Origin of the sequence: Robertmurraya mesotrionivorans, assembly GCF_050971805.1 — a bacterium.
Taxonomy (GTDB): domain Bacteria; phylum Bacillota; class Bacilli; order Bacillales; family Cytobacillaceae; genus Robertmurraya_A.
In genome coordinates, this window is sequence record NZ_JBPCCH010000003.1 from 374,953 (window position 1) to 398,528 (window position 23,576).

25 protein-coding genes and 1 other annotated feature are annotated in these 23,576 nt (G+C 38.0%); all 25 genes read right to left on the bottom strand.

Annotated elements, in window-relative coordinates; translation table 11 throughout:
- Positions 1 to 120: 120 nt before the first annotated feature.
- Positions 121 to 1,032: an RluA family pseudouridine synthase gene (locus tag ACRX5O_RS08145; RefSeq protein WP_433905476.1), complete on the bottom strand. Its 912-nt coding sequence runs from the start codon at positions 1,030 to 1,032 to the stop codon at positions 121 to 123.
- Entirely contained in the window at positions 1,007 to 1,495 is a 489-nt protein-coding gene (lspA, locus tag ACRX5O_RS08150) for a signal peptidase II (protein WP_433905477.1), read from the bottom strand. Before lspA ends, ACRX5O_RS08145 begins: the two co-directional genes overlap by 26 nt.
- Positions 1,496 to 1,577: 82 nt before the next feature.
- A complete protein-coding gene (locus ACRX5O_RS08155) occupies positions 1,578 to 1,862 on the bottom strand; it encodes a TraR/DksA family transcriptional regulator (protein WP_119707474.1) in 285 nt (94 codons plus the stop codon).
- A 175-nt stretch (positions 1,863 to 2,037) separates the two neighbouring features.
- Positions 2,038 to 4,809, bottom strand: a complete 2,772-nt coding sequence (ileS, locus tag ACRX5O_RS08160) for an isoleucine--tRNA ligase (RefSeq protein ID WP_433905478.1) — start codon at positions 4,807 to 4,809, stop codon at positions 2,038 to 2,040.
- 88 nt (positions 4,810 to 4,897) lie between these two features.
- Positions 4,898 to 5,134, bottom strand: a binding site (T-box leader).
- Positions 5,135 to 5,180: 46 nt separating this feature from the next.
- Complete coding sequence (locus tag ACRX5O_RS08165) at positions 5,181 to 5,705, bottom strand: DivIVA domain-containing protein (protein WP_433905479.1); 525 nt, start codon at positions 5,703 to 5,705, stop codon at positions 5,181 to 5,183.
- Between the two features lie 92 nt (positions 5,706 to 5,797).
- Positions 5,798 to 6,571 carry a YlmH family RNA-binding protein gene (locus ACRX5O_RS08170; RefSeq protein ID WP_433905480.1) on the bottom strand — a complete coding sequence of 258 codons (774 nt, stop codon included), beginning with the start codon at positions 6,569 to 6,571 and terminating at the stop codon, positions 5,798 to 5,800.
- 71 nt (positions 6,572 to 6,642) lie between these two features.
- Complete coding sequence (locus ACRX5O_RS08175) at positions 6,643 to 6,906, bottom strand: YggT family protein (RefSeq protein WP_119707470.1); 264 nt, start codon at positions 6,904 to 6,906, stop codon at positions 6,643 to 6,645.
- A gap of 7 nt (positions 6,907 to 6,913) precedes the next feature.
- Positions 6,914 to 7,363, bottom strand: a complete 450-nt coding sequence (locus ACRX5O_RS08180; RefSeq protein ID WP_119707469.1) for a cell division protein SepF — start codon at positions 7,361 to 7,363, stop codon at positions 6,914 to 6,916.
- A 17-nt stretch (positions 7,364 to 7,380) separates the two neighbouring features.
- Positions 7,381 to 8,055: a YggS family pyridoxal phosphate-dependent enzyme gene (locus ACRX5O_RS08185; RefSeq protein WP_433905481.1), complete on the bottom strand. Its 675-nt coding sequence runs from the start codon at positions 8,053 to 8,055 to the stop codon at positions 7,381 to 7,383.
- Positions 8,052 to 8,882, bottom strand: a complete 831-nt coding sequence (gene pgeF / locus ACRX5O_RS08190) for a peptidoglycan editing factor PgeF (protein WP_433905482.1) — start codon at positions 8,880 to 8,882, stop codon at positions 8,052 to 8,054. The genes ACRX5O_RS08185 and pgeF overlap by 4 nt, the downstream gene beginning before the upstream one ends.
- A gap of 75 nt (positions 8,883 to 8,957) precedes the next feature.
- On the bottom strand, positions 8,958 to 9,230 hold the full coding sequence (locus tag ACRX5O_RS08195; protein WP_119707466.1) for a YlmC/YmxH family sporulation protein: 273 nt from the start codon (positions 9,228 to 9,230) through the stop codon (positions 8,958 to 8,960).
- A gap of 99 nt (positions 9,231 to 9,329) precedes the next feature.
- Positions 9,330 to 10,109: an RNA polymerase sporulation sigma factor SigG gene (sigG, locus tag ACRX5O_RS08200; protein WP_119707465.1), complete on the bottom strand. Its 780-nt coding sequence runs from the start codon at positions 10,107 to 10,109 to the stop codon at positions 9,330 to 9,332.
- Positions 10,110 to 10,284: 175 nt separating this feature from the next.
- Positions 10,285 to 11,004, bottom strand: a complete 720-nt coding sequence (sigE, locus tag ACRX5O_RS08205) for an RNA polymerase sporulation sigma factor SigE (protein WP_066053008.1) — start codon at positions 11,002 to 11,004, stop codon at positions 10,285 to 10,287.
- Between the two features lie 44 nt (positions 11,005 to 11,048).
- Positions 11,049 to 11,987, bottom strand: a complete 939-nt coding sequence (gene spoIIGA / locus ACRX5O_RS08210) for a sigma-E processing peptidase SpoIIGA (protein ID WP_433905483.1) — start codon at positions 11,985 to 11,987, stop codon at positions 11,049 to 11,051.
- Positions 11,988 to 12,228: 241 nt separating this feature from the next.
- Positions 12,229 to 13,374, bottom strand: coding sequence for a cell division protein FtsZ (ftsZ, locus tag ACRX5O_RS08215; RefSeq protein ID WP_251515874.1), 1,146 nt, complete (start codon positions 13,372 to 13,374; stop codon positions 12,229 to 12,231).
- Between the two features lie 51 nt (positions 13,375 to 13,425).
- Positions 13,426 to 14,709 carry a cell division protein FtsA gene (ftsA, locus tag ACRX5O_RS08220; protein ID WP_251515876.1) on the bottom strand — a complete coding sequence of 428 codons (1,284 nt, stop codon included), beginning with the start codon at positions 14,707 to 14,709 and terminating at the stop codon, positions 13,426 to 13,428.
- Between the two features lie 128 nt (positions 14,710 to 14,837).
- Positions 14,838 to 15,188: a small basic family protein gene (locus ACRX5O_RS08225; RefSeq protein WP_119707461.1), complete on the bottom strand. Its 351-nt coding sequence runs from the start codon at positions 15,186 to 15,188 to the stop codon at positions 14,838 to 14,840.
- Positions 15,189 to 15,202: 14 nt separating this feature from the next.
- Positions 15,203 to 15,919, bottom strand: a complete 717-nt coding sequence (locus ACRX5O_RS08230; protein ID WP_433905484.1) for a DUF881 domain-containing protein — start codon at positions 15,917 to 15,919, stop codon at positions 15,203 to 15,205.
- 52 nt (positions 15,920 to 15,971) lie between these two features.
- Positions 15,972 to 16,673: a DUF881 domain-containing protein gene (locus tag ACRX5O_RS08235; RefSeq protein ID WP_433905485.1), complete on the bottom strand. Its 702-nt coding sequence runs from the start codon at positions 16,671 to 16,673 to the stop codon at positions 15,972 to 15,974.
- A complete protein-coding gene (locus ACRX5O_RS08240) occupies positions 16,651 to 17,445 on the bottom strand; it encodes a cell division protein FtsQ/DivIB (RefSeq protein WP_433905486.1) in 795 nt (264 codons plus the stop codon). The genes ACRX5O_RS08235 and ACRX5O_RS08240 overlap by 23 nt, the downstream gene beginning before the upstream one ends.
- A 164-nt stretch (positions 17,446 to 17,609) precedes the next feature.
- Entirely contained in the window at positions 17,610 to 18,518 is a 909-nt protein-coding gene (gene murB / locus ACRX5O_RS08245) for a UDP-N-acetylmuramate dehydrogenase (protein WP_391558306.1), read from the bottom strand.
- Between the two features lie 78 nt (positions 18,519 to 18,596).
- Positions 18,597 to 19,703: an undecaprenyldiphospho-muramoylpentapeptide beta-N-acetylglucosaminyltransferase gene (murG, locus tag ACRX5O_RS08250; RefSeq protein WP_433905487.1), complete on the bottom strand. Its 1,107-nt coding sequence runs from the start codon at positions 19,701 to 19,703 to the stop codon at positions 18,597 to 18,599.
- 205 nt (positions 19,704 to 19,908) lie between these two features.
- A complete protein-coding gene (gene spoVE / locus ACRX5O_RS08255) occupies positions 19,909 to 21,009 on the bottom strand; it encodes a stage V sporulation protein E (RefSeq protein WP_433905488.1) in 1,101 nt (366 codons plus the stop codon).
- A 95-nt stretch (positions 21,010 to 21,104) separates the two neighbouring features.
- Complete coding sequence (gene murD / locus ACRX5O_RS08260; protein WP_433905489.1) at positions 21,105 to 22,457, bottom strand: UDP-N-acetylmuramoyl-L-alanine--D-glutamate ligase; 1,353 nt, start codon at positions 22,455 to 22,457, stop codon at positions 21,105 to 21,107.
- Positions 22,458 to 23,432, bottom strand: coding sequence for a phospho-N-acetylmuramoyl-pentapeptide-transferase (gene mraY / locus ACRX5O_RS08265; RefSeq protein WP_433905490.1), 975 nt, complete (start codon positions 23,430 to 23,432; stop codon positions 22,458 to 22,460).
- Between the last annotated feature and the right edge of the window lie 144 nt (positions 23,433 to 23,576).

Here is a 23,576-nt window from a genome sequence, read left to right on the forward strand (position 1 = left end):
ACGAATTCGATATGCAGGCATACGCATGCCATGCAATCTCCGTCTCCTTCTCAGCCTCACAGGACCGTCTTTAAAGGACTTATTCAACTATAGAAATCATAAATCAGATGTAGAACTTTGTCAACGATTATTTCTTAAAGACTCGAGAAGCTCTATAAAGTACTCAGGTAATGGTGCTTCAAACTCTAAGTATTCATTGGTTCGAGGGTGATTAAAACCTAACACACCCGCATGCAGAGCTTGTCCGCCTATATCTAGCGTTTTTCTAGGTCCATATTTGGGATCTCCAACTAGCGGGTAACCAATATACTTCATATGGACTCTAATTTGATGGGTACGTCCTGTCTCTAACTGACATTCGACAAGTGTAAAATCTTTAAAACGCTCCATCACTTGAAAATGCGTAACCGCATGCTTTCCGTTATCCACTACAGTCATGCTTTGACGATCCTTAGGGTCCCTTGCTAGTGGGGCATCAATTGTCCCATAATCATGAGGAATGACTCCATGGACAATGGCACGGTATTTACGGGTTACTGTCTTTGCAACGAGTTGATTCACAAGGCTTTCGTGAGCCAAATCATTTTTAGCAACCATCAATAACCCGGAAGTGTCCTTATCGATTCGATGGACGATACCTGGTCGAAGCACTCCATTGATGCCCGACAGATCTTTACAGTGAGCCATTAATCCATTCACAAGTGTTCCTGTTGTATGACCAGGGGCTGGGTGTACCACCATTCCCTTAGGCTTGTTTACAACTAGTACATCACTATCCTCATAAAAGATCTCAAGGTCCATAGGCTCAGGAACCACATCTAGCTCCTCTGGATCAGGAATGCTTATTTCTATTACATCTCCAACCGAACATTTATAGCTGCTTTTTACTTTTTGGCCGTTAACAACAACGTTCCCATCTTGCATCCATAGCTGCACTTGAGACCTCGACCATTCACTGTTTACACTCGAAAGGACCTTATCGAGTCTTTCGCCTTTATGCTCTTCATTAATTGTTTGTATGACTTTTTCCATTTGCTATCTCCTTAGATTGTCGCTCTTCTTGCCACATTTGTATCATTAATAAACCTACTCCAATAACTAAGGCTGAATCAGCAATATTAAAGATAGGGAAATTATAGTTAAAAATATACGTATGAATAAAATCGATTACTTCTTTATGTACTACTCGGTCGTAGAAATTACCAATCGCTCCTCCTAGCATTAACCCGAGTGCCACTCCTAGAAGCCTTTTACCTTTCGCTGCTTTTTGAATATAATAAACAATCCCGATAATCACAATCACGGTTATTAAGTAAAAAAACCACATTTGTCCCTGCAAAATTCCCCAAGCAGCCCCTCTATTACGGTGGGAGGTAATATAAAACCAGTTTTCTATAACGGTTATGCTTTCTCCAAGCTCCATTCTTTTCACAACTAACCATTTGGTCCATTGATCAAGAATAATGACAATTAATGCGATTATGTAATAAAACACAAAGGAAACCTCCAAACCTACTCTTAATATTCCCTTTGCATTTTAGCACATTCTCTTTAAAAACGACAGCAAACGCTTCTAATTAAAAAAGCGGTTTACATAAATATTGTTCAAGCTTCCCACAGTCCTCCACCGTTTTTAAGGTTGGAACCATTTGAAGTAGTTCATAAGGTAACAATTCACCTGATATTTCGCATCTGCCAAACGTACCATTCTCCAATTTTTGAATGGCACTATTGATGTCTCTTAATTCTTCCTCAATAAGCGGTTTTACTAAGGGAGATCCTTTCGAATTTGATAATTGCATCATTAATTCAGTACGCGATTTCCGGAGTTCCAAATAGAGCTTTTGTTCAAATGCTTCCATTTTGTTCATACCTCCGTTTTCAGATGTTTTCCGTTAGTATATCGCGATGGACACGATTCGACACGAACAACATTTAACAACGAAAACAATCATTAACGAAAGTGGAATAATTACTCATACATATTCCCTAAACATAGGAAAAACTCTCCGGAAATCCAGAGAGTTCTTCCATTTTTTATACAAGATGGCTGTAGTTTTCTTTCACTACATCTGCACAACGTGGACAAAGGGTTGGGTGTTCCTCTACTTTGCCGACTTCAGTTGTTACTGTCCAGCAACGTTCACAAGTTTCACCTTCAGCTTTTGATACGACAATAGCAGCTGTTTCAAGCTTTACAGCTTCCGCAGGCGCAGAATCCATATCTCCAGCTAACTCAAAACCAGACACAATAAATAATTGTTGAAGGTTTTCTTTAACAGATTGTAATAGTTCCTTTGTTTCTCCTGTTGCATACAAGCTAATTTTTGCTGTTAATGATTTTCCGATCACCTTTGCATTACGTGCTTCTTCTAAAGCTTTGAGGACATCATCACGAACCTTCATAAATTTCGTCCATTTTTCTTCAAGCTGCTTTGCATTAGGAAGGTCAACGTGTGAAGGCATATCGGTTAATTGAACGCTATCTTCCTCCACATTAGGAATGTATGCCCAAACCTCATCAGCTGTGTGAGAAAGAATCGGAGCTGATAATTTTGTTAACGCTAATAAGCTTTCATATAGAACCGTTTGGATTGCACGGCGCTCGTAGTGATTCTTTGCCTCAATATATAGAACGTCCTTTGCAAAGTCAAGGTAAAATGCACTTAAGTCTAGCGTACAGAAGTTATTGATTGCATGGTAAATGCTCGCAAATTCGTATTCTTCATAAGACTTTGTCACGGATTTAATTAGTTTGTTTAGCTTCACTAGCATGAATTGATCTACTTCACGAAGCTTATCAAATTCTACTTTGTCAGTAGCAGGATTAAAGTCTGCTAAATTTCCTAATAGGAATCGGAATGTGTTACGGATCTTACGGTATACCTCAGCTACTTGCTTTAAGATAGCGTCAGACACACGAACATCTGATTGATAATCCACTGATGCTACCCATAGGCGTAAAATATCTGCACCTAGCTGATCCATTACCTTAGCAGGGACAACAACATTACCAATTGATTTACTCATCTTTCTGCCTTCACCATCAAGGGCGAAACCATGGCTTAGTACTCCCTTATAAGGAGCTTTACCTGTTACAGCTACCCCTGTAGATAATGAAGAGTTAAACCATCCACGGTATTGGTCAGATCCTTCGAGATAAAGATCCGCTGGTCTTTGTAAATCGCTTCTCTCTTCTAGAACGGCTTGATGAGAAGACCCAGAATCAAACCAAACGTCCATAATATCAGTTTCTTTCGTGAACTTTCCATTTGGACTTGATGGATGTGTAAATCCTTCAGGTAAAAGATCTTTTGCATCTCTTTCAAACCAAACATTCGAACCATGTTCACGGAATAATTGCGATACATGTTCAATTGTTTCATCCGTGATAATCGGTTCTCCGTCTTCGCCATAAAATACAGGAATTGGAACACCCCATACACGCTGACGAGAAATACACCAATCTCCACGGTCACGTACCATATTGAATAGACGTGTTTCTCCCCAAGCTGGAACCCACTTCGTTTCCTTAACAGCTTCCAACAAGTCTTCGCGGAAATCTTTAATTGAAGCAAACCACTGTGCCGTTGCACGGAAAATAACTGGTTTCTTTGTTCTCCAGTCATGCGGATAAGAGTGATTAATGAATGTTAGTTTTAATAAAGCACCCACTTCTTGAAGCTTTTCCGTAATCGGCTTATTTGCTGTATCATAGAAAAGTCCTTCAAAGCCAACTGCTTCCTTCGTCATTACCCCTTTATCATCAACTGGACAAAGGACGTCTAAACCGTATTTTTGACCTACATGGAAATCGTCTTCCCCATGCCCTGGAGCCGTATGAACACAGCCCGTTCCTGCATCTGTCGTAACATGTTCCCCAAGCATCACTAAAGATGTGCGGTCATATAATGGATGCTTTGCTAAAATATGTTCTAGCTCTTGACCTTTTACTGTCTTAACTACTGTTACATCTTCCCAACCAATTTCTTTTGTCACTGCTTCTAAAAGCTCTTCAGCCACAAGGTAGTTTTTATTATCCACTTTCACAACAACATAGTTCAAGGTTGGATGAACGGAAATTCCAAGGTTTGCAGGAATCGTCCAAGGTGTTGTTGTCCAGATAACAATTTCTGTACCCGCATCTAATACACCTTTCCCATCTTGAACAGGGAACCCTACATAAATAGAAGCAGATCTTTTATCTTGATATTCAATTTCCGCTTCTGCTAAAGCTGATTCACTAGAAGGTGACCAGTATACCGGCTTTAATCCTTTATAGATATAGCCTTTCTTAGCCATTTCACCAAAGACCTTGATTTGCTGTGCTTCATATGCTGGATCAAGAGTGATATAAGGATTCTCCCAATCTCCACGAACACCTAAACGCTTAAACTGAGTGCGCTGAGAATCAATTTGGCCTAAAGCATACTCTTCACAAAGCTTTCGAAACTCCGCAACTGTAAGCTCCTTGCGCTTAACACCCTTATTTGTTAAAGCTTGCTCGATTGGCAACCCGTGTGTATCCCAACCAGGAACGTATGGCGCGTTGTAACCACTCATTGACTTATAACGCACAATAAAGTCCTTTAGGATTTTATTTAATGCGTGCCCCATGTGAATATCTCCGTTTGCGTACGGAGGCCCATCGTGAAGAACAAACATCGGACGATCCTTCGTACGATCTTGAACTAGAGAATAAATATCCAGTTCGTTCCACTTTTCTTGAATCTCTGGCTCACGCTTTGGCAAATTTCCACGCATCGGGAATTCCGTTTGCGGCATCAATAACGTATCTTTATAATCCATTTTTAAACTTCCTCCTAAATCTTCCTCATCTAGCTTCATTGTTACCAGTTATTAGTAAAAATAAATACAAAAAAGCCCTCTCATCCCAAAAAGGGACGAGAAGGCTTATATTCCCGCGGTACCACCCTAGTAGATAGGTTAAAAACCCATCCGCTCTAAAATTCGTAACGTGAATTTAGACGCCAAAGCTTACTATTCCTAGTGGACGTTCAGCTTGGTACTCAAGGGTGATATTCAAACTTATCGCTTTTGTTAACCTCCCACCAACTGTTAACTCGCTAGAAAAAGCATTGATAAATTCTACTATCCCTGTCATCGCAACATACAATTTTTACTTGTTAAAAAATTATATTCGAAGAAACCGCTTTTCGTCAAGCCAATGAATCTTCTTCTTCTTTTAAATTTGCAGATTTTAATTCTGCTGAATCAAGCTCATATTGTAAGAGATGATCCCAATCATCATTATTAAGCATATCAAGCTGTGCTTCAATAAGCATTTTAAAGCGAGTTCTAAATACTTTAGATTGCTTTTTCAGATCCTCAATTTCTAGAGCAATTTTACGAGCTTTAGAAAGGGACTCATTTACAATGCGATCCGCATTTTTCTCTGCTTCTCTAATTATTAGCTTAGCTTCTTTTTGAGCATTACGCTTTAGCTCTTCCGCTGCTTCTTGAGCTACAACAATTGATTTATTTAAGGTTTCTTCAATATTCGAAAAATGAGTTAAACGCTCATTCATATCGTTTAATCGTTCATCAAGTTCTTTCTTTTCTCGAATAATCAATTCGTAGTCCTTGATTACTTGGTCAAGGAATTCATTTACTTCATCTTCATCGTAACCACGGAATCCTTTTGTAAACTCCTTGTTATGTATGTCTAACGGTGTTAATGGCATTATAAGCCACCTCCAATTGCTTAATAGTATATACTATTCATTGTAACAGATATTCGACAAGTACTTTTAAATTCCTGCAAATTTTTTATAAATTATTGATGTTTTTCTACAACAATTCGCCATTTATCTTTCTTTGTTTTCCCATCGATGGAAGATAGTTTTGCTCTCCCGTAGCCTCGTACCGATAAGACATCGTCTTCCTTACATTCAAACGAGGGATTTTCAATGGTCATCCAATTAACTTTCACTACTCCACCTGCAATTAATGTTTGAGATTTCTGACGAGAAATATTATGAACAGCAGCTATAATTGCGTCTAATCTCAAGGAAGAAACGGTTGTCGTGTACTCAATCCATTGTTCCTTCATTTGAATGGCTTCGTCTAGACTACGCTCTTTTAAACTTACCTTTGAACGTCCTACCTTTTCTAGCTGCATGGAAATATAATCACTTACTTCATTGGCGACAAAGAGTTGAATGGTTTCTCCTTCTATAAGGATGTCTCCAAATTTCCCCCTTTTTAGTCCAAGCGACATCATGCTACCTAAAATTTGCCGATGCTCAATTGAAACAAACTTATTAGGGTAGATCAGCTCATATAAGGAAATTTGGAAAGCCTCTTTCTCTACAGAAAAATAATCTGGATAGATGAAGGCTCTCTTTCTTTCCACTTGCTCTGCTCCACCGAAAAATTGAACCTTTACCTCCGAATTCGCTCCAATAATCATCTCGACAATTTTCTGCTCTCTCGGGTCAAGAAAGTCCGTCAGCTTTGGAGCATAATTACTCTCCACCTGTTCCTTCCAACTCATTACTTGATCGACAAAACTATGCTCTTCACGTCGGAAGTGCTGATGCAAATCCATATTAATCTAATCTCCTATCCTATTTATAAAGATATGAAAGTGCAAAAAAGGGGCAATTATGCCCCTTTTAGCTAAAACCAACCAAATAACGTATATAAGCCAGTTGATGCCAATTTTAAAACAAAAATACCAACAATCGGGGAAATATCAATCATTCCACCGATCGGAGGAATAATTCTTCGGAATGGCTCTAAATACGGTTCACAAATTCTTGCTAAAAATTGCCCGATAGCCGTTTCTCTTGCATTCGGGAACCATGACATAAGAATATAAATAATCAATGCCCAAGAGTAGATATCAACCACTCGAATTAAAATCGTTAGAAGTAAATCCATTTACGCATTACCACCTCGTATCTTCGAATTCTGTTTCTTGCATAAGTTGCGAGATATTGCCTGATACCTCCACATTATCTGGGGTACATAAGAAAATTTCTGCACCAATCTTTTGAATATCTCCACCGATGGCATACACAGTACCACTTAAAAAATCAACAATCCGTTTCGCTTGGTCTCGTTCAATTCTGTGTAAATTCACAACAACTGCCCGACGGTTTTTTAATTGATCTGCAATTTCCTGAGCTTCTGCATACACTCTCGGTTCAATTAAAACAACCTTTGAAGATTTTTGAACACTCTGCAAGCTTACCACGTTCTGTTTAGGAGACACACTTTGTTGCTGTTGTTGTGGTTGTCTTTGCGGCTTTGCTGCTGGAGCTTCGTACTCCTCTTCTTCATACTCATATTCATCATCTAGGAAAAAGAATGTTTTAAATTTTGATTTAAGACTCATCCATTACACCTCCCACACTATTCGCCCACCAAAGCGGTGCCGATTCGTATCATTGTAGCCCCTTCTTCAATGGCAATTTCAAAATCATTAGACATACCCATTGAAAGCTCCAGACATGGAGCATATGGTAAATCAATATGTTGAATTTCAAGCTGAAGTTTTTTTAACGTTTGAAAGCATTGTCTAATGATCGTATCGTCCTCAGTAAAGGGAGCCATCGTCATTAGCCCTTCTACTCTTATTTTAGGGAATTTTTCTAATTCCCTTATAAATGGTACCACCATTTCTGGCGTTAATCCATGCTTTGATTCTTCGCCTGACGCATTCACCTGAACGAAGCAAGAAATCGTTCTATCTCCGGCTCTTGCATTAATCTCCTTTGCCAAGGACTCACGATCTAAAGAGTGAATATAATCCACTTTATCTATGATATTTTTTACCTTTCTTGTTTGAAGAGTTCCGATAAAATGCCAGGTAGGCTTGTCCCCTAAAGTGCTCCACTTTTCAAGAAGGCCTTCATCACGGTTTTCACCAAGATGTGTTACCCCACATTTTAATGCCTCTAACGCTCTTTCTGTCGTTACATATTTTGTTACGGCAATGATTTTTACTTCCTCTGGATCTCTTTTGCTCCTTTGACATGCCACATTTACCTTTTCCTGGAGCATACGTAGATTATCACTAACTTTCATTCTCTCGATTGCTCCTCCTTCCAACCAATAAAACTCATCATCCGACCCGTTTTCCCCTTGTCTCTTCGGTGAGAGAAAAAATAATCAGAATCACAACTCGTACATAAATCAGTTACCTGAATATTTGACTCATTCATTCCCGCTTTGAGGAGAATCAGTTTATTTAACTCTTTTAAGTTTAAGTGGTATTTGTTATCTTTGATTCGATTATATGGTTTTTTTTCGACATCTTCCACTAAATTTTCCACAAATGAAATGACTTTATCATCTACAATATAACATTTTTCGCAAATGGAGGGGCCAATTACTGCGAAAATTTCCGAAACAGGAATATTTTCGTCCTCAAATACAGTTATCACACTTTTCGCGATCCCTCCAACTGTCCCTTTCCACCCTGCATGAGCAATCGCAATTGCTTCATATTTTGGAGCAATAAAATAGAGCGGAACACAGTCAGCAAAGCACAATGTTAAAAGCAGGTTTTTATCATAGGTAAAGAAAGCATCGGTATCCCTGAAAGCATCTGCATATGAATTTGAGCCAAGCCCACGGTCATGTACCGAGACTTTTTTTACATGTACATCATGCGTCTGCTCGGCGCCAACCCAATGAGTTAGCGGGATACCAGTGCTTTTTGACAAGATTTCTCGATTTAAGCAAACATCCTTCTCCTGATCCCCAACGTGAAATCCTGTATTCAATGTTGAAAAGGAGTTTTTGCTTTGTCCTCCGTTTTTCGTGGTAAAACCTGCAACAAGGCCATCGAATTGATTTGCCCAATCTTTTATGATGAAATGAGACGTTTCTTTTAGAATAAATGGTTCCATTTTAAAAACCTCAATTGTTTGTTGATTTTTCTATAGTTTACCATAATTCGCAGTATACTCCCAGTGAATTCAGGCTTACTTGGCCTCTGCTTCATCGTATTGCCCTTCATTAACCCCTCTGTAACGAACTAAAATGACATCCTCGCCGATTTTAAGTATATTTCTCCAAGAAATAATAATCTCTTCTTCTTTTCCAAAGAAGCCCAACATCCGTCCGTTACCACTCACAATAATTGCCTCAATTTTACCGTTTGATAAGTTTATTTCTATATCACTAATATTCCCTAACTTTTTACCATCTGCAACATTGACCACATCTTTAATTTGAAATTCTGAAATTTTCACCATCACATTTCACTCCCGACTATTCGATAGTTAAATATATGAAGATGGGAGGAGAATTCATGATTGTTTTATACAAAAAAACTACCGAGACTATTCGGTAGTTTATGTTTGTATGTTTTTATTCATTTGTTTAATAGCAGCTTTTTCTAATCTTGATACTTGTGCTTGGGAGATTCCAATCTCTTCGGCGACTTCCATTTGAGTTTTTCCTTGGAAGAATCGCTTTCTTAGAATGAGCTTTTCTCTTTCGTTGAGTCGTCTCATTCCTTCTTTTAAAGCAATTTCTTCAATCCATTGAACATCCTTGTTACGTTCATCGCTCAATTGATCCATCACATAAATTGGATCTCCACCGTCGTTATATATTGGCTCAAATAACGAAACAGGGTCTTGAATTGCATCTAAAGCAAATACGATTTCTTCATGAGAAACATCTAGTACTTTTGCTATTTCTTCAGCAGTTGGCTCCTTTGACGTCTCACTCATTAGTTTTTCTCGAACTTGTAAAGCCTTGTAAGCAATATCCCTTAAAGAACGAGATACACGAATTGGGTTGTTATCTCTTAAGTACCGTCGGATTTCTCCGATGATCATTGGAACAGCATAAGTAGAGAATTTTACGTTTTGACCTAGGTCAAAATTATCAATTGATTTCATCAACCCGATACACCCTACTTGAAACAGGTCATCAACAAACTCACCACGATTGTTAAATCGCTGAATGACACTTAACACAAGGCGTAAGTTACCATTCACGAGCTTTTCTCGGGCTGTTATATCCCCGGCTTGCATTTCTTTAAATAGCAAACGCATTTCTTCATTTTTCAAAACTGGTAACTTAGATGTATCAACACCGCAAATTTCAACTTTATTACGAGTCAATTCTTTTCCCTCCTCACAGGAGCTGCTGTACAAAAAACAGTATCTCCCCGAGAAGGAAAAATATGCACATCCAAAATGGACATGCATACTTAGAATTTCCTATAAATGTCTGTAGGACAAGGTATTACACATATAATTTTATCGTAAAAAATTTTTCTTTCTACGAAGAATTGATCTAAACCATTTTATTAAACTCTTTCTTCAGTCTTTTAATAATTCTTTTTTCGAGCCTTGAAATATAGGATTGTGATATACCAAGCATATCAGCGACGTCTTTTTGGGTTTTTTCTTCCCCTGTACCTAATCCGAATCTCAGCTCCATGATTTGTTTTTCACGGTCGTTCAGCTGATGCAATGCTTTTAATAAAAGCTTTTTATCAACATTGGCTTCCAAGTCTTTTGTAATAATATCTTCTTCTGTTCCTAATACATCGGACAATAACAGTTCGTTACCGTCCCAATCAATATTCAGTGGCTCATCAAAGGAAACTTCTGAACGAATTTTATTATTTCTCCGTAAGTACATGAGTATTTCATTTTCAATACATCTTGATGCGTATGTAGCTAGCTTAATTTTCTTTTCAGGATTAAACGTGTTTACTGCCTTAATTAAACCTATGGTTCCGATACTAATTAAATCCTCAATATTAATTCCTGTATTTTCAAACTTTCTAGCGATATAAACGACAAGTCGTAAATTTCTCTCAATGAGGATGGACCTCGCTGCTTTATCCCCGCTCGGAAGCTTTTGAAGCAACACTTCCTCTTCTTCTTTAGATAACGGAGGAGGCAATGCCTCACTTCCACCTATATAGAAGACCTCATCTGTCTTGAGTCCTAGCTTGATTAATAATTTATACCAGTAATAAGAAAGTCGAAGTTTTATACTTTTCATGAGTTGTCCTCCTTCTAATTTATGTTTTTCTGAGTATAGTATTATTAGCTTACCTTTACATCTGATTTCACCTTTGCGACACCTGTTATCATCTTTGGATGAACAATACATTGAAACGTATCGTCAGAGGAAAGCTGCTGGGTTGTAAAGGAAACTAATCCTTTGTCCACTTGTATTATTTTTTCTTCCATCTCAATTTGAAGTTGGTCAGGCTTAATAGCAATGATAAGCTGATGCTCTTGTCCAACTACTTTATATGGGATAATCCGGAGCTTATTTTCCCATTCAGTTGGAAGAGAGACGGATCCATAAATGATTTCATCCTTTTCACTTGAAAGTCTCCTAATGGATTCAGGGATCGTGTCTAATTGGTTATGGACAGAAACAAACATGACAGGCATTTTGGTGAGAGGATCGTAAAGTTGATTCCCACTGTCTATAAGCCCTTTACATGTCAAATGACTTTCTCCAATCTGAATGTGAATAGAAACCATTTGATCAAATTGTATTTTCGTCATTTCAAATTGTTCAATATTTGATCTGGAGAAATGCCATGCAATCGGAAAGCCTATGAGAACAAAAAACCAGCTAATCGGATCACCAAATCCCTTTACACTTCCTATTAACACAGAGGATGTCAATTGATTATCAAACTGAATGAAATAATGAACCCCAATAAGAGCTCCCCCTACCAAAAAGGTAACGAAATAGAAGGTCATCGTCGTACGTATGAAGGTACGTAATCTTTTGAATCCAAAGGTAACAAGAACCATCACTAAAGAAAATGCTAATTTCACAATAGGATGACCAGAATAATTCTGAAAAGGAGTAAAAGCCAATATAATAATGAAGGATCCGATGAGTCCTCCACAAAACAGTCTCCAAATCTTATACTCTCTTTTTACTATTATGGCAGTTAAATAAAGAAGTAACGTATCGAAAAGGAGATTTAGCAGCCAAATCACATCTAAATATAGTGTCAAAGATTTTCCTCCTTGCTCGTTTCTCCTTTTTCAATCTATTATTCTGTTATGAAAAAGTATAACGTACATAGATGTTGGAAGTGTGTCACTTTATGTACACAAAAAAGAAGAGATTTTCACAAATCCCTCCGTTTTTTGTCAAAATTTCTCATATGAGTTTGGGAAAATAGATTTTCCTCTTAAAACAAAATAAAAAGCAGAATTCTGGTCGAATTCTGCTTTTTGTATTGATAGGGTATACCTATCGCCTTCTATTACGATTACGTAAGAAAGTAGGTATATCTAACGTATCGTCACTGCTGTGTGAAGTAGTTGGACGTACAGGTTCATTGTACTCCTCCTCACGAATGATTTCTCTTTGTGGCTTTGTAGGTGCTACTGATTGTTTTTGTTGCCCAAATGATGGACGATTTGTTGGTTTCGGTTGAGAAATGTCTTCGTTGAATCCAGTCGCAATGACGGTTACAACAATCTCATCCTTTAAGTTATCATTGATTACTGAACCAAAGATCATGTTGACTTCTTGGTCTGATGCTGAAGCAACGATGTCTGCTGCTTCTTGTACTTCATATAGGCTTAAATTTGACCCACCAGTAATGTTCATCAACACACCTTGAGCTCCATCAATGGACTTTTCTAAAAGCGGAGAAGAAATGGCTTTTTTCGCTGCTTCTGTTGCACGGTTTTCTCCTGCAGCTACACCAATCCCCATAAGAGCTGAGCCTTTGTTAGACATAATTGTCTTTACGTCAGCAAAGTCTAAGTTGATAAGACCAGGTGTTGCAATAAGGTCAGAAATACCTTGAACCCCTTGACGAAGAACGTTGTCAGCCTCACGGAAAGCTTCAAGCATTGGCGTACTCTTATCCACAATTTCAAGAAGACGATCGTTTGGAATCACAATAAGTGTATCAACCGCTTCCTTCATAGAAGAGATTCCGCCTTGAGCTTGAGTCGAACGCTTTCTACCTTCAAACGTAAATGGTCTTGTTACAACACCTACTGTTAATGCCCCTAACTCACGAGCAATTTGAGCAATAACAGGTGCAGCTCCTGTTCCAGTTCCGCCACCCATACCAGCTGTAACGAAAACCATATCCGCTCCAGCTAACACTTCTTCAATTTGTTCTCTACTTTCTTCAGCTGCTTTTTTTCCTACTTCAGGGTTTGCTCCTGCTCCAAGTCCGCGAGTAAGCTTTCCCCCAATTTGCATTCTAGTTTCTGCCTTCGATAAATTCAATGCCTGAGCATCTGTATTTACAGCAATAAACTCGACACCCTGGACGCCATGCTCAATCATACGATTAACAGCATTATTTCCGCCTCCACCAACGCCGATTACTTTTATAGTTGCCAATGAATCTAAATTTGTATCAAATTCCAACATGACGTATCCTCCTAATTCGTCGATATTCCCGGTAGCGGTCAATTGAAAACACTATTCAAAAAAGTAACCAAGGAATTTTTTCACTCGTGATGTCATTTTTTCTTCCGGCTGCTTGTCCGGTTTTGCTTTTGGTTGTGGCTGCTTTTGAACTCTTTTTTCCTTTGTTTCAGAGGCAGCCGTACTGTTACCAATAGACCTACCTTGTATTTTAGCATTTTTGTAAGCGAATTTTATTAAACCGACTGCAGTAGTATACTGCGGCTCACGCACTCCAATATAATCTGGAATGGCAATGCGAACTCGGTTTTGGAAAACCACTTGAGCTAATTCAAGAATTCCTTGAGTGTTTGCAACTCCACCTGATAACACATAACCACCAGGTAAATCACGAATGCCCAAACGTCTAATTTCATTTTGAATAAGGTCAAAAATTTCTTCCATTCTTGCTTCGATAATATCTGAAACTTCAAGCTGGTTAAATTGTTGATGCTGATCGCTTCCGATAATCGGTACGCTAAACACTTCTTCCTCGGAAGCATGGTCATAAAATGCATGTCCATGTTTCGTTTTTATTTTCTCAGCATCTTCAGTAGATGTGCGAAGACCAATCGAGATATCCTTTGTTATATGGTCTCCACCAACTGGAAGTACACTTGTTGCTCGCAAAAATCCTTGTTCAAAGACACTAATGGTTGTTGACCCTCCACCTATATCAACGAGTGCCACACCTAAGTTTTTTTCATCCTTTGAGAGTGCAAATGCACCAGAAGCTAGTGGTTGTAAAGTAATATCAAGAATTTCTAATCCAGAACGTTCTACGCATCGAAGAGTATTATGTAAAATCGTCTTAGAACCTGTAATTATCGTTCCTTCCATTTCAAGCCTTACACCTATCATTCCCCGCGGGTCATTAATTTCATCTAGTCCATCAACAATAAATTGCTTAGGAATGACATCAATAATCTCACGCTCAGGAGGAATAGATATTACTTGTGCTGCATCAATTACTCGAGCTACATCATCGTTGGTAATTTCACGATTTTCACTTGAAACAGCTACTACACCATGACAGGGCTGTAACATCACATGGTTCCCAGTTACACCAACAATTACCTTATTAATTTCCATGCCTATCATTCTCTCAGCTTGTTCTATTGCCTTTCTAATAGAATGAACGGTTTCATCTATATCAACAATGGATCCTTTTCTTAGTCCTTCGGATTTAACATTGCCAACACCAATAATATTCAAAGAGTCATTGACCATTTCCCCAATGATCACTTTTACACTGGATGTACCGATGTCAAGACTTACATATATTTCATTGCTGTTCATTCTTTGGCACCTCCTTTAACAATTCAAAAATTGAACAACAATTCCCGTTTTTCAGACCGTATAATATTGTATCTATAAAATTATTCGGCAAAATTAATATATTCCCTTTTAAAATATACAATTTTTTTCTATTTTTCTTTACTTGTAGACCATTTTGTTAGCAAAATTCTTCGAATAACGGCTATATTTTGAAATAGCCTTACTCCAAAGGCAAAAACTGCTGCTAAATACAAGTCTACACCAAGATGAACACCTAGAAAAGCTAAACTTGCAGCAAGAATAATATTAAAGAAAAAACCGGAAACAAAAACCTTTTCGTCATATATATTTTGCAAATGCGCCCTGATTCCCCCGAATAAAGTATCAAGGGCAGCTAGTACGGCGATGGATAGATAATTAGAATATTCCTCAGGAACAGATATATCGGTTAATAAACCTAGGACGACTCCAATTATTAATCCTAAAAGGGGAAGCCACATGATTAACTATCTCCTTAGTCAGATTTTACTTGCTCCATACCTCTAATTCGAATGGAATCTTCAAAGGCTGGGACAGTAATGGAAAGCTCAGGCTTCTTTACGGTAACTGTTAGATTATCAATAAAGAATTCTTCTGCTGATTTGGAAACCTGCATTTGATTGTACAGCTTTTCCGCAACGGTAAAATCCTCCGTCAAAACGATGATTTCGATAGGAAATTTCGTTAAGGAACGTCCGTTTATTTTCGTTTCGCCATTGATATCACGGATAACAGTTGTATTGATCACCCTTTGACCTGCGACTGAAACATGTTTTGCGCCATACATATTTATTTCATTAAGAAGTCGTTCTAATAGGTCCGCTGAAAGCGTAGCACCTGAAGTCCCTAGGATCAATTCTTCATTCAGTTGTTCTATGTAAATCGTCAAACCTGGTCCAGACAACTCAGTTAGTCCTGCTTCTTGCTTTAATTCCTCTAGAGTATTCCTTAATGTATTTCCCTTGCCCTGCTCCCTTTCCGTTTCGTATTCGTTCAATTTTTCTTCATTGGAACGAATTTCTTTAATCAGTCGGGATTGAAGCTCCTTTTCCTTCACTAAGTCTTCACGAAGCTGCCATGTATCCCTTGTGTCTCTTACCTCTGGCTTAGAGACAGTTTGAAATTGGATAGCAAGCATAAAGCCTACAATCACCCCGATGATTACCAAGCTATTTATTTTTTTTCTGTCCACGCAATAATCACCTAGCTTTCTACAATATTTGTGGACAAAACTTGTAAACGAGTTAAGTACCTAATAGTGGATCTAAAATAACTTCTTCTTTTTTCACGATCGTTACTTCAATATTGTCACTTACAAGCATATCTTTAATTCCACCTGTTATATTCAAAGCAGAGGTCATCACATCAGGATCACCAATAGCCGTAATTACGAATGGAGCAGGATGTTGGTATCCATCCACTTCAATCACTGGACCATTACAAAGAATATAGGAATTATGTGTGAGCCTTTGCCCATTAATCGCAATTGCCGCAGCACCCGATATATATAACTCATTGATCACTTTAAAGACATGATGCTCATGAACAATATAGTTATTAATGTTTTCTTCATTCGGATTGTAGTCACCATCAGCAAGGGACACTTCTACTCCCTTCCCTTTCACCTTAACTTTACCTACAAACATACGATATTTCTCTGCGTCTTCCGCAAGATTGAAGAAAACTTGTTCTTCCTTCGCTAATTCTTCTTCAATCTCTACAATTTTATCTTGCTTTTCCTTTAGCTCATTTTGAAGCTCTCGGTTTCTTTCTTCCTGAGCAATCAACTGATTGCGCAGTTCTAAATCACGATTCCACTGCTTGTCCGATATCGTATTTTGTGCTTTTTCCTGTTTAGTTAAGTGGTAAGAAAAAGACACCATATATCCTAATACAAGGAAAACTAACGAGAGGATAACATGTTTACCCTTCACCCTCTTCTTCACTTGTTTCAACTCCTCCTGATTCGTATGTTTTAAAATACGAACCAACCTCTAAATCAATAACTCCCTTTTGTGACGGATCTAACTGACTCACGATGGAAGGGTAGTGTATCATTTTTTTTGAAAAGCTTCTTAAAGATGCACTAACTTCATTTCCATCATTCATGTATAAAGAAATATGGAAATGATCCGTTTCTTTTGGTGTATAGTTCACTTCAGAAATGGAGTAAAGAATTTCAAACGGGAGCTCTTTCAGACTACTAACCATCTCTTCAAGTATCTCTCCTTCTGTAAAACCAATTAATATTGGAGCATTAGAAGGTGAGCTCGTACTTCCATCATCCTCTAGTATTTCACCATTCTCTAAAACAGGAATAAACGAATTTTCTTTTGCAATAACTGCAATCCGATCATATTCCTTTACAGTAATTAATACATTATTAGGGAATGACCATTTTACAGTTGCTGATTTTATTTCCGGAAGCTTCTCTATTTCCTTTTCCACTTCTTTTTTATCGAGCTTCCAAATATTCATACCAGTGGACAAGCCACTGTTTTTCACTAGATGTTCAGCCTTGTATAAGTCATTACCTGTAACACTTATTTTTTTAATTTGACTTAACGGTGATTGGAAATAAACGACGCAAACGATTAACAAGAAGAATAAACTTAATAAAGTGACCAGTCTTCTATTAGCCTTTTTTCGTCTTTGTTGTTTCAACTTGGGAATCCGTTCTTCAATCGAGACTATTTTCCCCTGATCCAATCCAATCACCTCACCAACGCAAATATATTTTGTGTAATAAACAGATAATCCAATAATTTTTTATAAGTGAAAACAACGGCACGAGAAATCATGCCGTTATTTTTTAGGTAATAAGTAATTTCCCAAGTATTTATTATACCATATACCACTACTTTGTAAGGGGGACATTCATCCTATTTTATTCCTATTATTTCAACTTCTGTTTCCATTTTTACTTCATACAAGTCATATATCGTATCCTTGACATGCTGAATTAACTGTAAAACATCGTCTGCCTTTGCATTTCCTGTATTTACGATGAAATTCCCATGCATTTCTGATATTTTAGCCCCACCGATTTGGTAACCCTTTAGGCCAGCAACCTCAATCAACTTACCTGCATAATTCGGCAGTGGATTTCTGAAAATGCTACCCGCACACGGGAAATTCCAAGGTTGGGTCTCTTTTCGGTAGTCTTTGTTCTTTTGCATTTCACTAAAAATAGAATCCTTATTTCCTTCTTTCAATGAAAAAACTGCTTCAACAACAACTCCTGGACGTTTTTTTTGCAGCACAGAGGTTCGATAGGAAAATTCCATTTCCTCATTCGAAACCCATTCTAATGTACCGTCCTCAAATAGTACGAGAGCTTTGTCAAGTATCTTAGAAATATCAGATCCATGTGCCCCCGCGTTCATAAACACTGCTCCACCGACAGACCCAGGGATCCCACTAGCAAACTCTAATCCTGATAATCCTTTTCTACTGATTGAAGTTGCCAAGCTCACAAGTGAGTGACCACCACCAACCGTAAGTGTAGTACCATTTATTTCAACCTTATCTAATCCTGAACCAAGCTTAATGACCACACCGGAAATTCCTCGATCAGACACAAGTAAGTTTGACCCTCTTCCAATAGCAATCCACTGTACTTTATACTTTCGGATCAAATTCATGGTCGTTTCTAAGTTTTCTACTGATGAGGGCTCTACAAAAAGTTCTGCAGGTCCACCAATCTTAATCGTTGTATGATTCGCCATTGGCTCATTTTCTTTAACCGTTCCAATCTTAGACTGCTTTAATTCTTCAGCTAATCCAATCATTCCTACCTCCCCTTTCAGTCGGAGTTATTTTATCTTATGCATCGTGTCAAACCTAGGCTACAAACGAAGGAATCATTATTATCGACTGTTTCTTTCTTTTAATAACGTCTCCATTAATCGATACAGTCTCTGGGCCGCATCACGAATCCCTAATTTATAGGCTGCTTGCTTCATTTCTTTTAAGCTTTCTTTATGAAGTAATAGAGAATCCATTTGCTCTATTAATTTAGTAGCCGTTAAATCTTTTTCAAGCATTAAAATGGCAGCACCATGATCACTTAAGGCGCGAGCATTTTTTTCCTGATGATTGTTTGTTACATAAGGGCTAGGAACTAGTATGCTTGGTACTCCTAAGGATGTCAATTCAGCTAAAGTCGTGGCACCTGCTCGAGCAACAATTAAATCCATCCCTGCAAGCACTTCTGGCATATTATGAATAAAAGGCTTTACAATGACGTTATCAGGATTCCCAACTAGTTCCACTTCTTTAAGTACTTCATCGTAGTGAACCTCTCCAGTTACATATAATACTTGATAAGGTTTTTCACTAAGCACTGATAATGATTTTAAGATCGCTTCATTTATTGGCCGTGCCCCACGACTTCCACCTACTACTAGCACTGACGGGACATTCGTTTTTAAACCAACAGACAGCTTCCCTTTAATACCATCCTTATTTAATACTTCAGATGCCCTTGGATTTCCTGTTAGCTCAACCTTTTCTTGAGGAAAATAGCTTTTAGCTTCTTCAAAGCAAATAGCAACCTTATCAACATATCGACTTAAAAACTTATTTGTTAATCCTGGTACACTGTTTTGTTCATGTATTATTGTTGGAATTCCAAGCTTAGAAGCAGCATAAACAACAGGACCGCATACGTACCCGCCCGTTCCTATGACAACATCTGCTTTAAATTCTTTTAAATATTGCTTACTTTTCTGAACACCCTTTAAGAATCTAATCACCGTTTTCACATTATCTATTGAAATCTTACGTTTAAACCCAGTAATATGTATTGATTGAAAAGGAATATTTTCTCTTCTAACAATGGTGTTTTCTAATCCTTTTTCGGTACCGATATATAAAAACTCAGCATCTTTATGTTCCTTTTGTATCTCTCTAATAAGGGCAAGAGCCGGATAAATATGACCACCGGTTCCACCACCACTTACAACAATACGCAATTCTTTCCACTCTCCTTAACGTTGAAAAATCAACTATTCTCGATGATAATCATGATGTAATCTGAAAAAAATCACCCTCACGTTTTACCCCATTTTACTATATTTCAAACGACAAATCGAAAAACAACGAACGATTGTCATCTAAATGTAATAAAAAACAGAAGAGAACCCTGCATGAATAACAGGGTTCTTAAGCTTACCTATCTCATAATTTCGAGTGTTTACTAACATTTAGTAGCACCCCAATGGCCATAAGCATGAGTGTTAAGGAAGAACCTCCATAGCTCAGAAATGGAAGAGTAATTCCAGTAACCGGCATCAGTCCTGTAACTACACCCACATTAATCATTACTTGAATAGCGACCATTGCAACAATTCCAACTGCTAAAAAACTACCATATAAATCTGGAGCACCAAGAGCAATCCGAATTCCACGCCATAATAATAAAGCGAATAGAAGCAGAACAAAGGAGCCTCCAATGAAACCCAATTCCTCAGCCAAGATGGCAAAGATAAAATCGGTTTGTGGTTCAGGTAAATAGAAGAACTTTTGTCTACTTTGTCCTAATCCTAAACCGAATAATCCTCCTGGACCAATCGCATATAGGGACTGTATGATTTGAAAACCACTTCCGAGTGGATCCTCCCATGGATCTAAAAAGGAGGTAATCCTCTTAATCCGGTAAGGGGCTGATATAACAAGCCCAACAAACCCAATAACCCCTAGCAGTCCTAAGCCCACGAAATGGCCAATTCTGGCACCTGCGATAAAAATCATGACAACCGACGTTCCAACCATCACCGTTCCAGTCCCTAAGTCTGGCTGTAGCATAATCATCCCGAATGCAAGAAATACTAAGCCAAGGGATGGCATCAGACCTTTTCTGAAAGAAGTAATCTTTTTTTGATTTTCTGAAAGAAACTTAGCTAAAAACGCAATCATCGCGAGCTTCATAAACTCTGAAGGCTGAATAGAAAACGCACCTACCCCAATCCAGCTTCGGGAACCGTTTCTTACATTTCCTATCCCTGGGATGAGTACAAGAACAAGAAGCACAAAGCAGATGATTATGATCAATTTTGCGAAAGTTCGCCACGTCCAATAATCGACATTCATAATGAAGAACATGGCCACAATTCCGACCCCAGCAAACAACATTTGTCGTTTGGCAAAATAAAAGGAATCGTCAAATTTATAGTCAGCCCAAATGGCACTCGCACTATAAACCATAATTAATCCGGTCGCTAATAGGGTAAATGTTACAATCAATAATATCAGATCTGGAGTAGCTTTTTTAGTCGGCAAAAGAACACACCTCGAATGCAAGTTTTAGGGCTTACAGTGAGGATTACACCTTAATTAGATACCATTACGTTCAATAGTCTCCATAAGACAAGCCCTTACTTAAGCTTATGCACCGCATTGATAAAAATGTCTCCTCTAACCTCAAAAGTTTTGTATTGATCCCAGCTAGCACATGCAGGTGATAAAAGGATCACATCTCCTGGACTTGAGTGTGTAAAGGCAACAGGTACGGCTTTTTCCACATTATCGACACGGACAATTGTTTTTATTCCTGCCTTCTGTGCTGCCTCCTCAATTTTAGGAGCTGTTTGTCCAAACGTGACAACGGTTTTCACATTGTGTAAGAATGGAATTAACTCGTCAAACCCGTTTCCACGATCCAATCCTCCGGCAAGTAACACAATAGGTGTTTTAAATGCTGTTAAAGCTTTTTCTGTCGCTAATATATTCGTTGCTTTTGAATCATTATAAAATTTACGTCCTTCGATCTCTCCTATATATTGAAGACGATGCTTAACACCAGTAAAAGTAGACAGTACCTCTACAATTGCTTCATTTGAAACATTTGTAAGCTTTGCTGCAGCTACTGCTGAAAGGATATTTTCAAGGTTATGCGCACCAGGTAAAACAATATCAGCGATTTCGATAATCTTTTCTTCTTTAAAGTACAGAGATTCCTCTAATACGTAGGCACCATTTGGGTGAATTTGTTTTGTAGAAAAAGGAACAGAGACTGCGTTGCTTCTTTGGCCTATTTCGAATGTGCTCTCTTGGTCTCCATTAACGATAAAGTAATCTTCATCTGTTTGGTACTTCGTTATATTTGCTTTCGCGCTCCAATACTCATCTCTAGTACCATGATAGTCTAAATGAGCATCATACAGATTAGTGAGTACAGCAATCCTCGGCTTAAATGTTGTAATTCCCATTAGCTGAAACGATGATAGTTCAATAACAATCGTATTTTCAGATGTAGCTTCCTGAGCCACTTCTGACGCAACCGTTCCAATGTTCCCCGCAATTAAAGGAGCCTTATTTCCCGCCTTTAACATTTCAAAAATAAGAGTGGTTGTTGTTGTTTTTCCATTCGTACCTGTAATGGCAATAAAAGGAGCTTCAGAAATTTGATACGCAAGCTCAACTTCAGTAATAATTGGAATTCCTTTTTCAATGGCCGCCTGGATCATTTCATTATGATAAGGAATACCTGGGTTCTTTACGATAAGCTCAAATCCTTCATCTAAAAGCTCAACTGGATGACTTCCACAAATAACTGTGATCCCTTGTTCAAGCAACCCCTGAGCTTCAGGATTCTCAGATAATGGCTTATTATCATTTACAGTGACAAACGCACCTAATCGGTGCAACAAATTTGCTGCACCGACCCCACTCTTCGCTAAACCAAGTACAAGTACTTTTTTATGAACATAATCTTTAATATCTCTCAATTACAACCACACCTCGATATAGATTCCTAATACTGCACATAATAACCCAACTGTCCAGAAAGTGACAACTACTCTCCATTCGGACCAACCAATTAACTCATAATGATGATGCAAAGGACTCATACGGAATATCCTTTTACCAGTCGTTTTAAAAGAAATCACCTGCAGAATCACAGACAATGTTTCAACAACAAATATTCCTCCAATAATGATTAGCAGAATTTCTAGCTTAGTTAAGATAGCAATAGTAGCTATCGCTCCCCCTAAAGCAAGTGATCCCGTATCTCCCATAAACACTTTAGCAGGATGGGCATTAAAAACAAGAAATCCTAGTACAGCACCAACAACTGCTAAAGAGAAAATGGCTACATCATATGCCCCCTGGTTCCAAGACAGTACAGCAAAAGCTCCAAAAGCAATAGCAGCTGTCCCCGAAACTAGCCCATCTAAACCGTCTGTTAAATTTACCGCATTCGAAAACCCGACCAGCCAGAAAATGATAAAAAATACATACAGCCAACCAAGGTCAAAACTAATGTCTGTTAGAGGAATGGAGACTGTTGTTGAGAATTCATTTTGTCTTAAAATAAAATAAAAAATAAACGAAATAACGATTTGTCCAAATAGCTTTTGTTTAGAAGTTAATCCTAAATTCCTCTTCATGACCACTTTAATAAAGTCATCTAAAAATCCTAATAGACCAAACCCTATTGTTACAAAAAGTAGTAAATATGTTTGTACGGAAAGCTCCGAATACTTCGATGTCATCACAATAGTCGTAACAACGATAGATAATAAAATCATCGTTCCGCCCATCGTCGGAGTACCTGATTTCTTTTGATGCGATTTAGGTCCTTCTTCTCTAATGCTTTGTCCGAATTTCAACCTTCTTAAAAACGGAATCAAAATTGGGGATAGGATGACCGAGATGAGAAATCCCACTAATATGGTGAATAAAATAACTTGCTCCATCACTTTCCCCCCACTTTTTCCATCACGGAAACACTAGTATGAATAAGCTGTTTATGTAGTACAGCAATATCATATGTTTGTTCCTTTGTATTCAGAAGTTTTTCATGTGAAAATTTGTATAATATCATGTAAATTCTAGCCTTTCTT

Bases quoted from the DNA above. Each gene is read 5' to 3' on its own strand.
- ACRX5O_RS08145 (WP_433905476.1), bottom strand. From the start codon at position 1,032: ATGGAAAAAGTCATACAAACAATTAATGAAGAGCATAAAGGCGAAAGA.
- ACRX5O_RS08155 (WP_119707474.1), bottom strand. From the start codon at position 1,862: ATGGAAGCATTTGAACAAAAGCTCTATTTGGAACTCCGGAAATCGCGT.
- ileS (WP_433905478.1), bottom strand. From the start codon at position 4,809: ATGGATTATAAAGATACGTTATTGATGCCGCAAACGGAATTCCCGATG.
- ACRX5O_RS08165 (WP_433905479.1), bottom strand. From the start codon at position 5,705: ATGCCATTAACACCGTTAGACATACATAACAAGGAGTTTACAAAAGGA.
- ACRX5O_RS08170 (WP_433905480.1), bottom strand. From the start codon at position 6,571: ATGGATTTGCATCAGCACTTCCGACGTGAAGAGCATAGTTTTGTCGAT.
- ACRX5O_RS08175 (WP_119707470.1), bottom strand. From the start codon at position 6,906: ATGGATTTACTTCTAACGATTTTAATTCGAGTGGTTGATATCTACTCT.
- ACRX5O_RS08180 (WP_119707469.1), bottom strand. From the start codon at position 7,363: ATGAGTCTTAAATCAAAATTTAAAACATTCTTTTTCCTAGATGATGAA.
- ACRX5O_RS08185 (WP_433905481.1), bottom strand. From the start codon at position 8,055: ATGAAAGTTAGTGATAATCTACGTATGCTCCAGGAAAAGGTAAATGTG.
- pgeF (WP_433905482.1), bottom strand. From the start codon at position 8,882: ATGGAACCATTTATTCTAAAAGAAACGTCTCATTTCATCATAAAAGAT.
- ACRX5O_RS08195 (WP_119707466.1), bottom strand. From the start codon at position 9,230: ATGGTGAAAATTTCAGAATTTCAAATTAAAGATGTGGTCAATGTTGCA.
- sigE (WP_066053008.1), bottom strand. From the start codon at position 11,004: ATGAAAAGTATAAAACTTCGACTTTCTTATTACTGGTATAAATTATTA.
- ftsZ (WP_251515874.1), bottom strand. From the start codon at position 13,374: ATGTTGGAATTTGATACAAATTTAGATTCATTGGCAACTATAAAAGTA.
- ftsA (WP_251515876.1), bottom strand. From the start codon at position 14,709: ATGAACAGCAATGAAATATATGTAAGTCTTGACATCGGTACATCCAGT.
- ACRX5O_RS08225 (WP_119707461.1), bottom strand. From the start codon at position 15,188: ATGTGGCTTCCCCTTTTAGGATTAATAATTGGAGTCGTCCTAGGTTTA.
- murB (WP_391558306.1), bottom strand. From the start codon at position 18,518: ATGATTGGATTAGCTGAAGAATTAAAGCAGTCTAAGATTGGAACGGTT.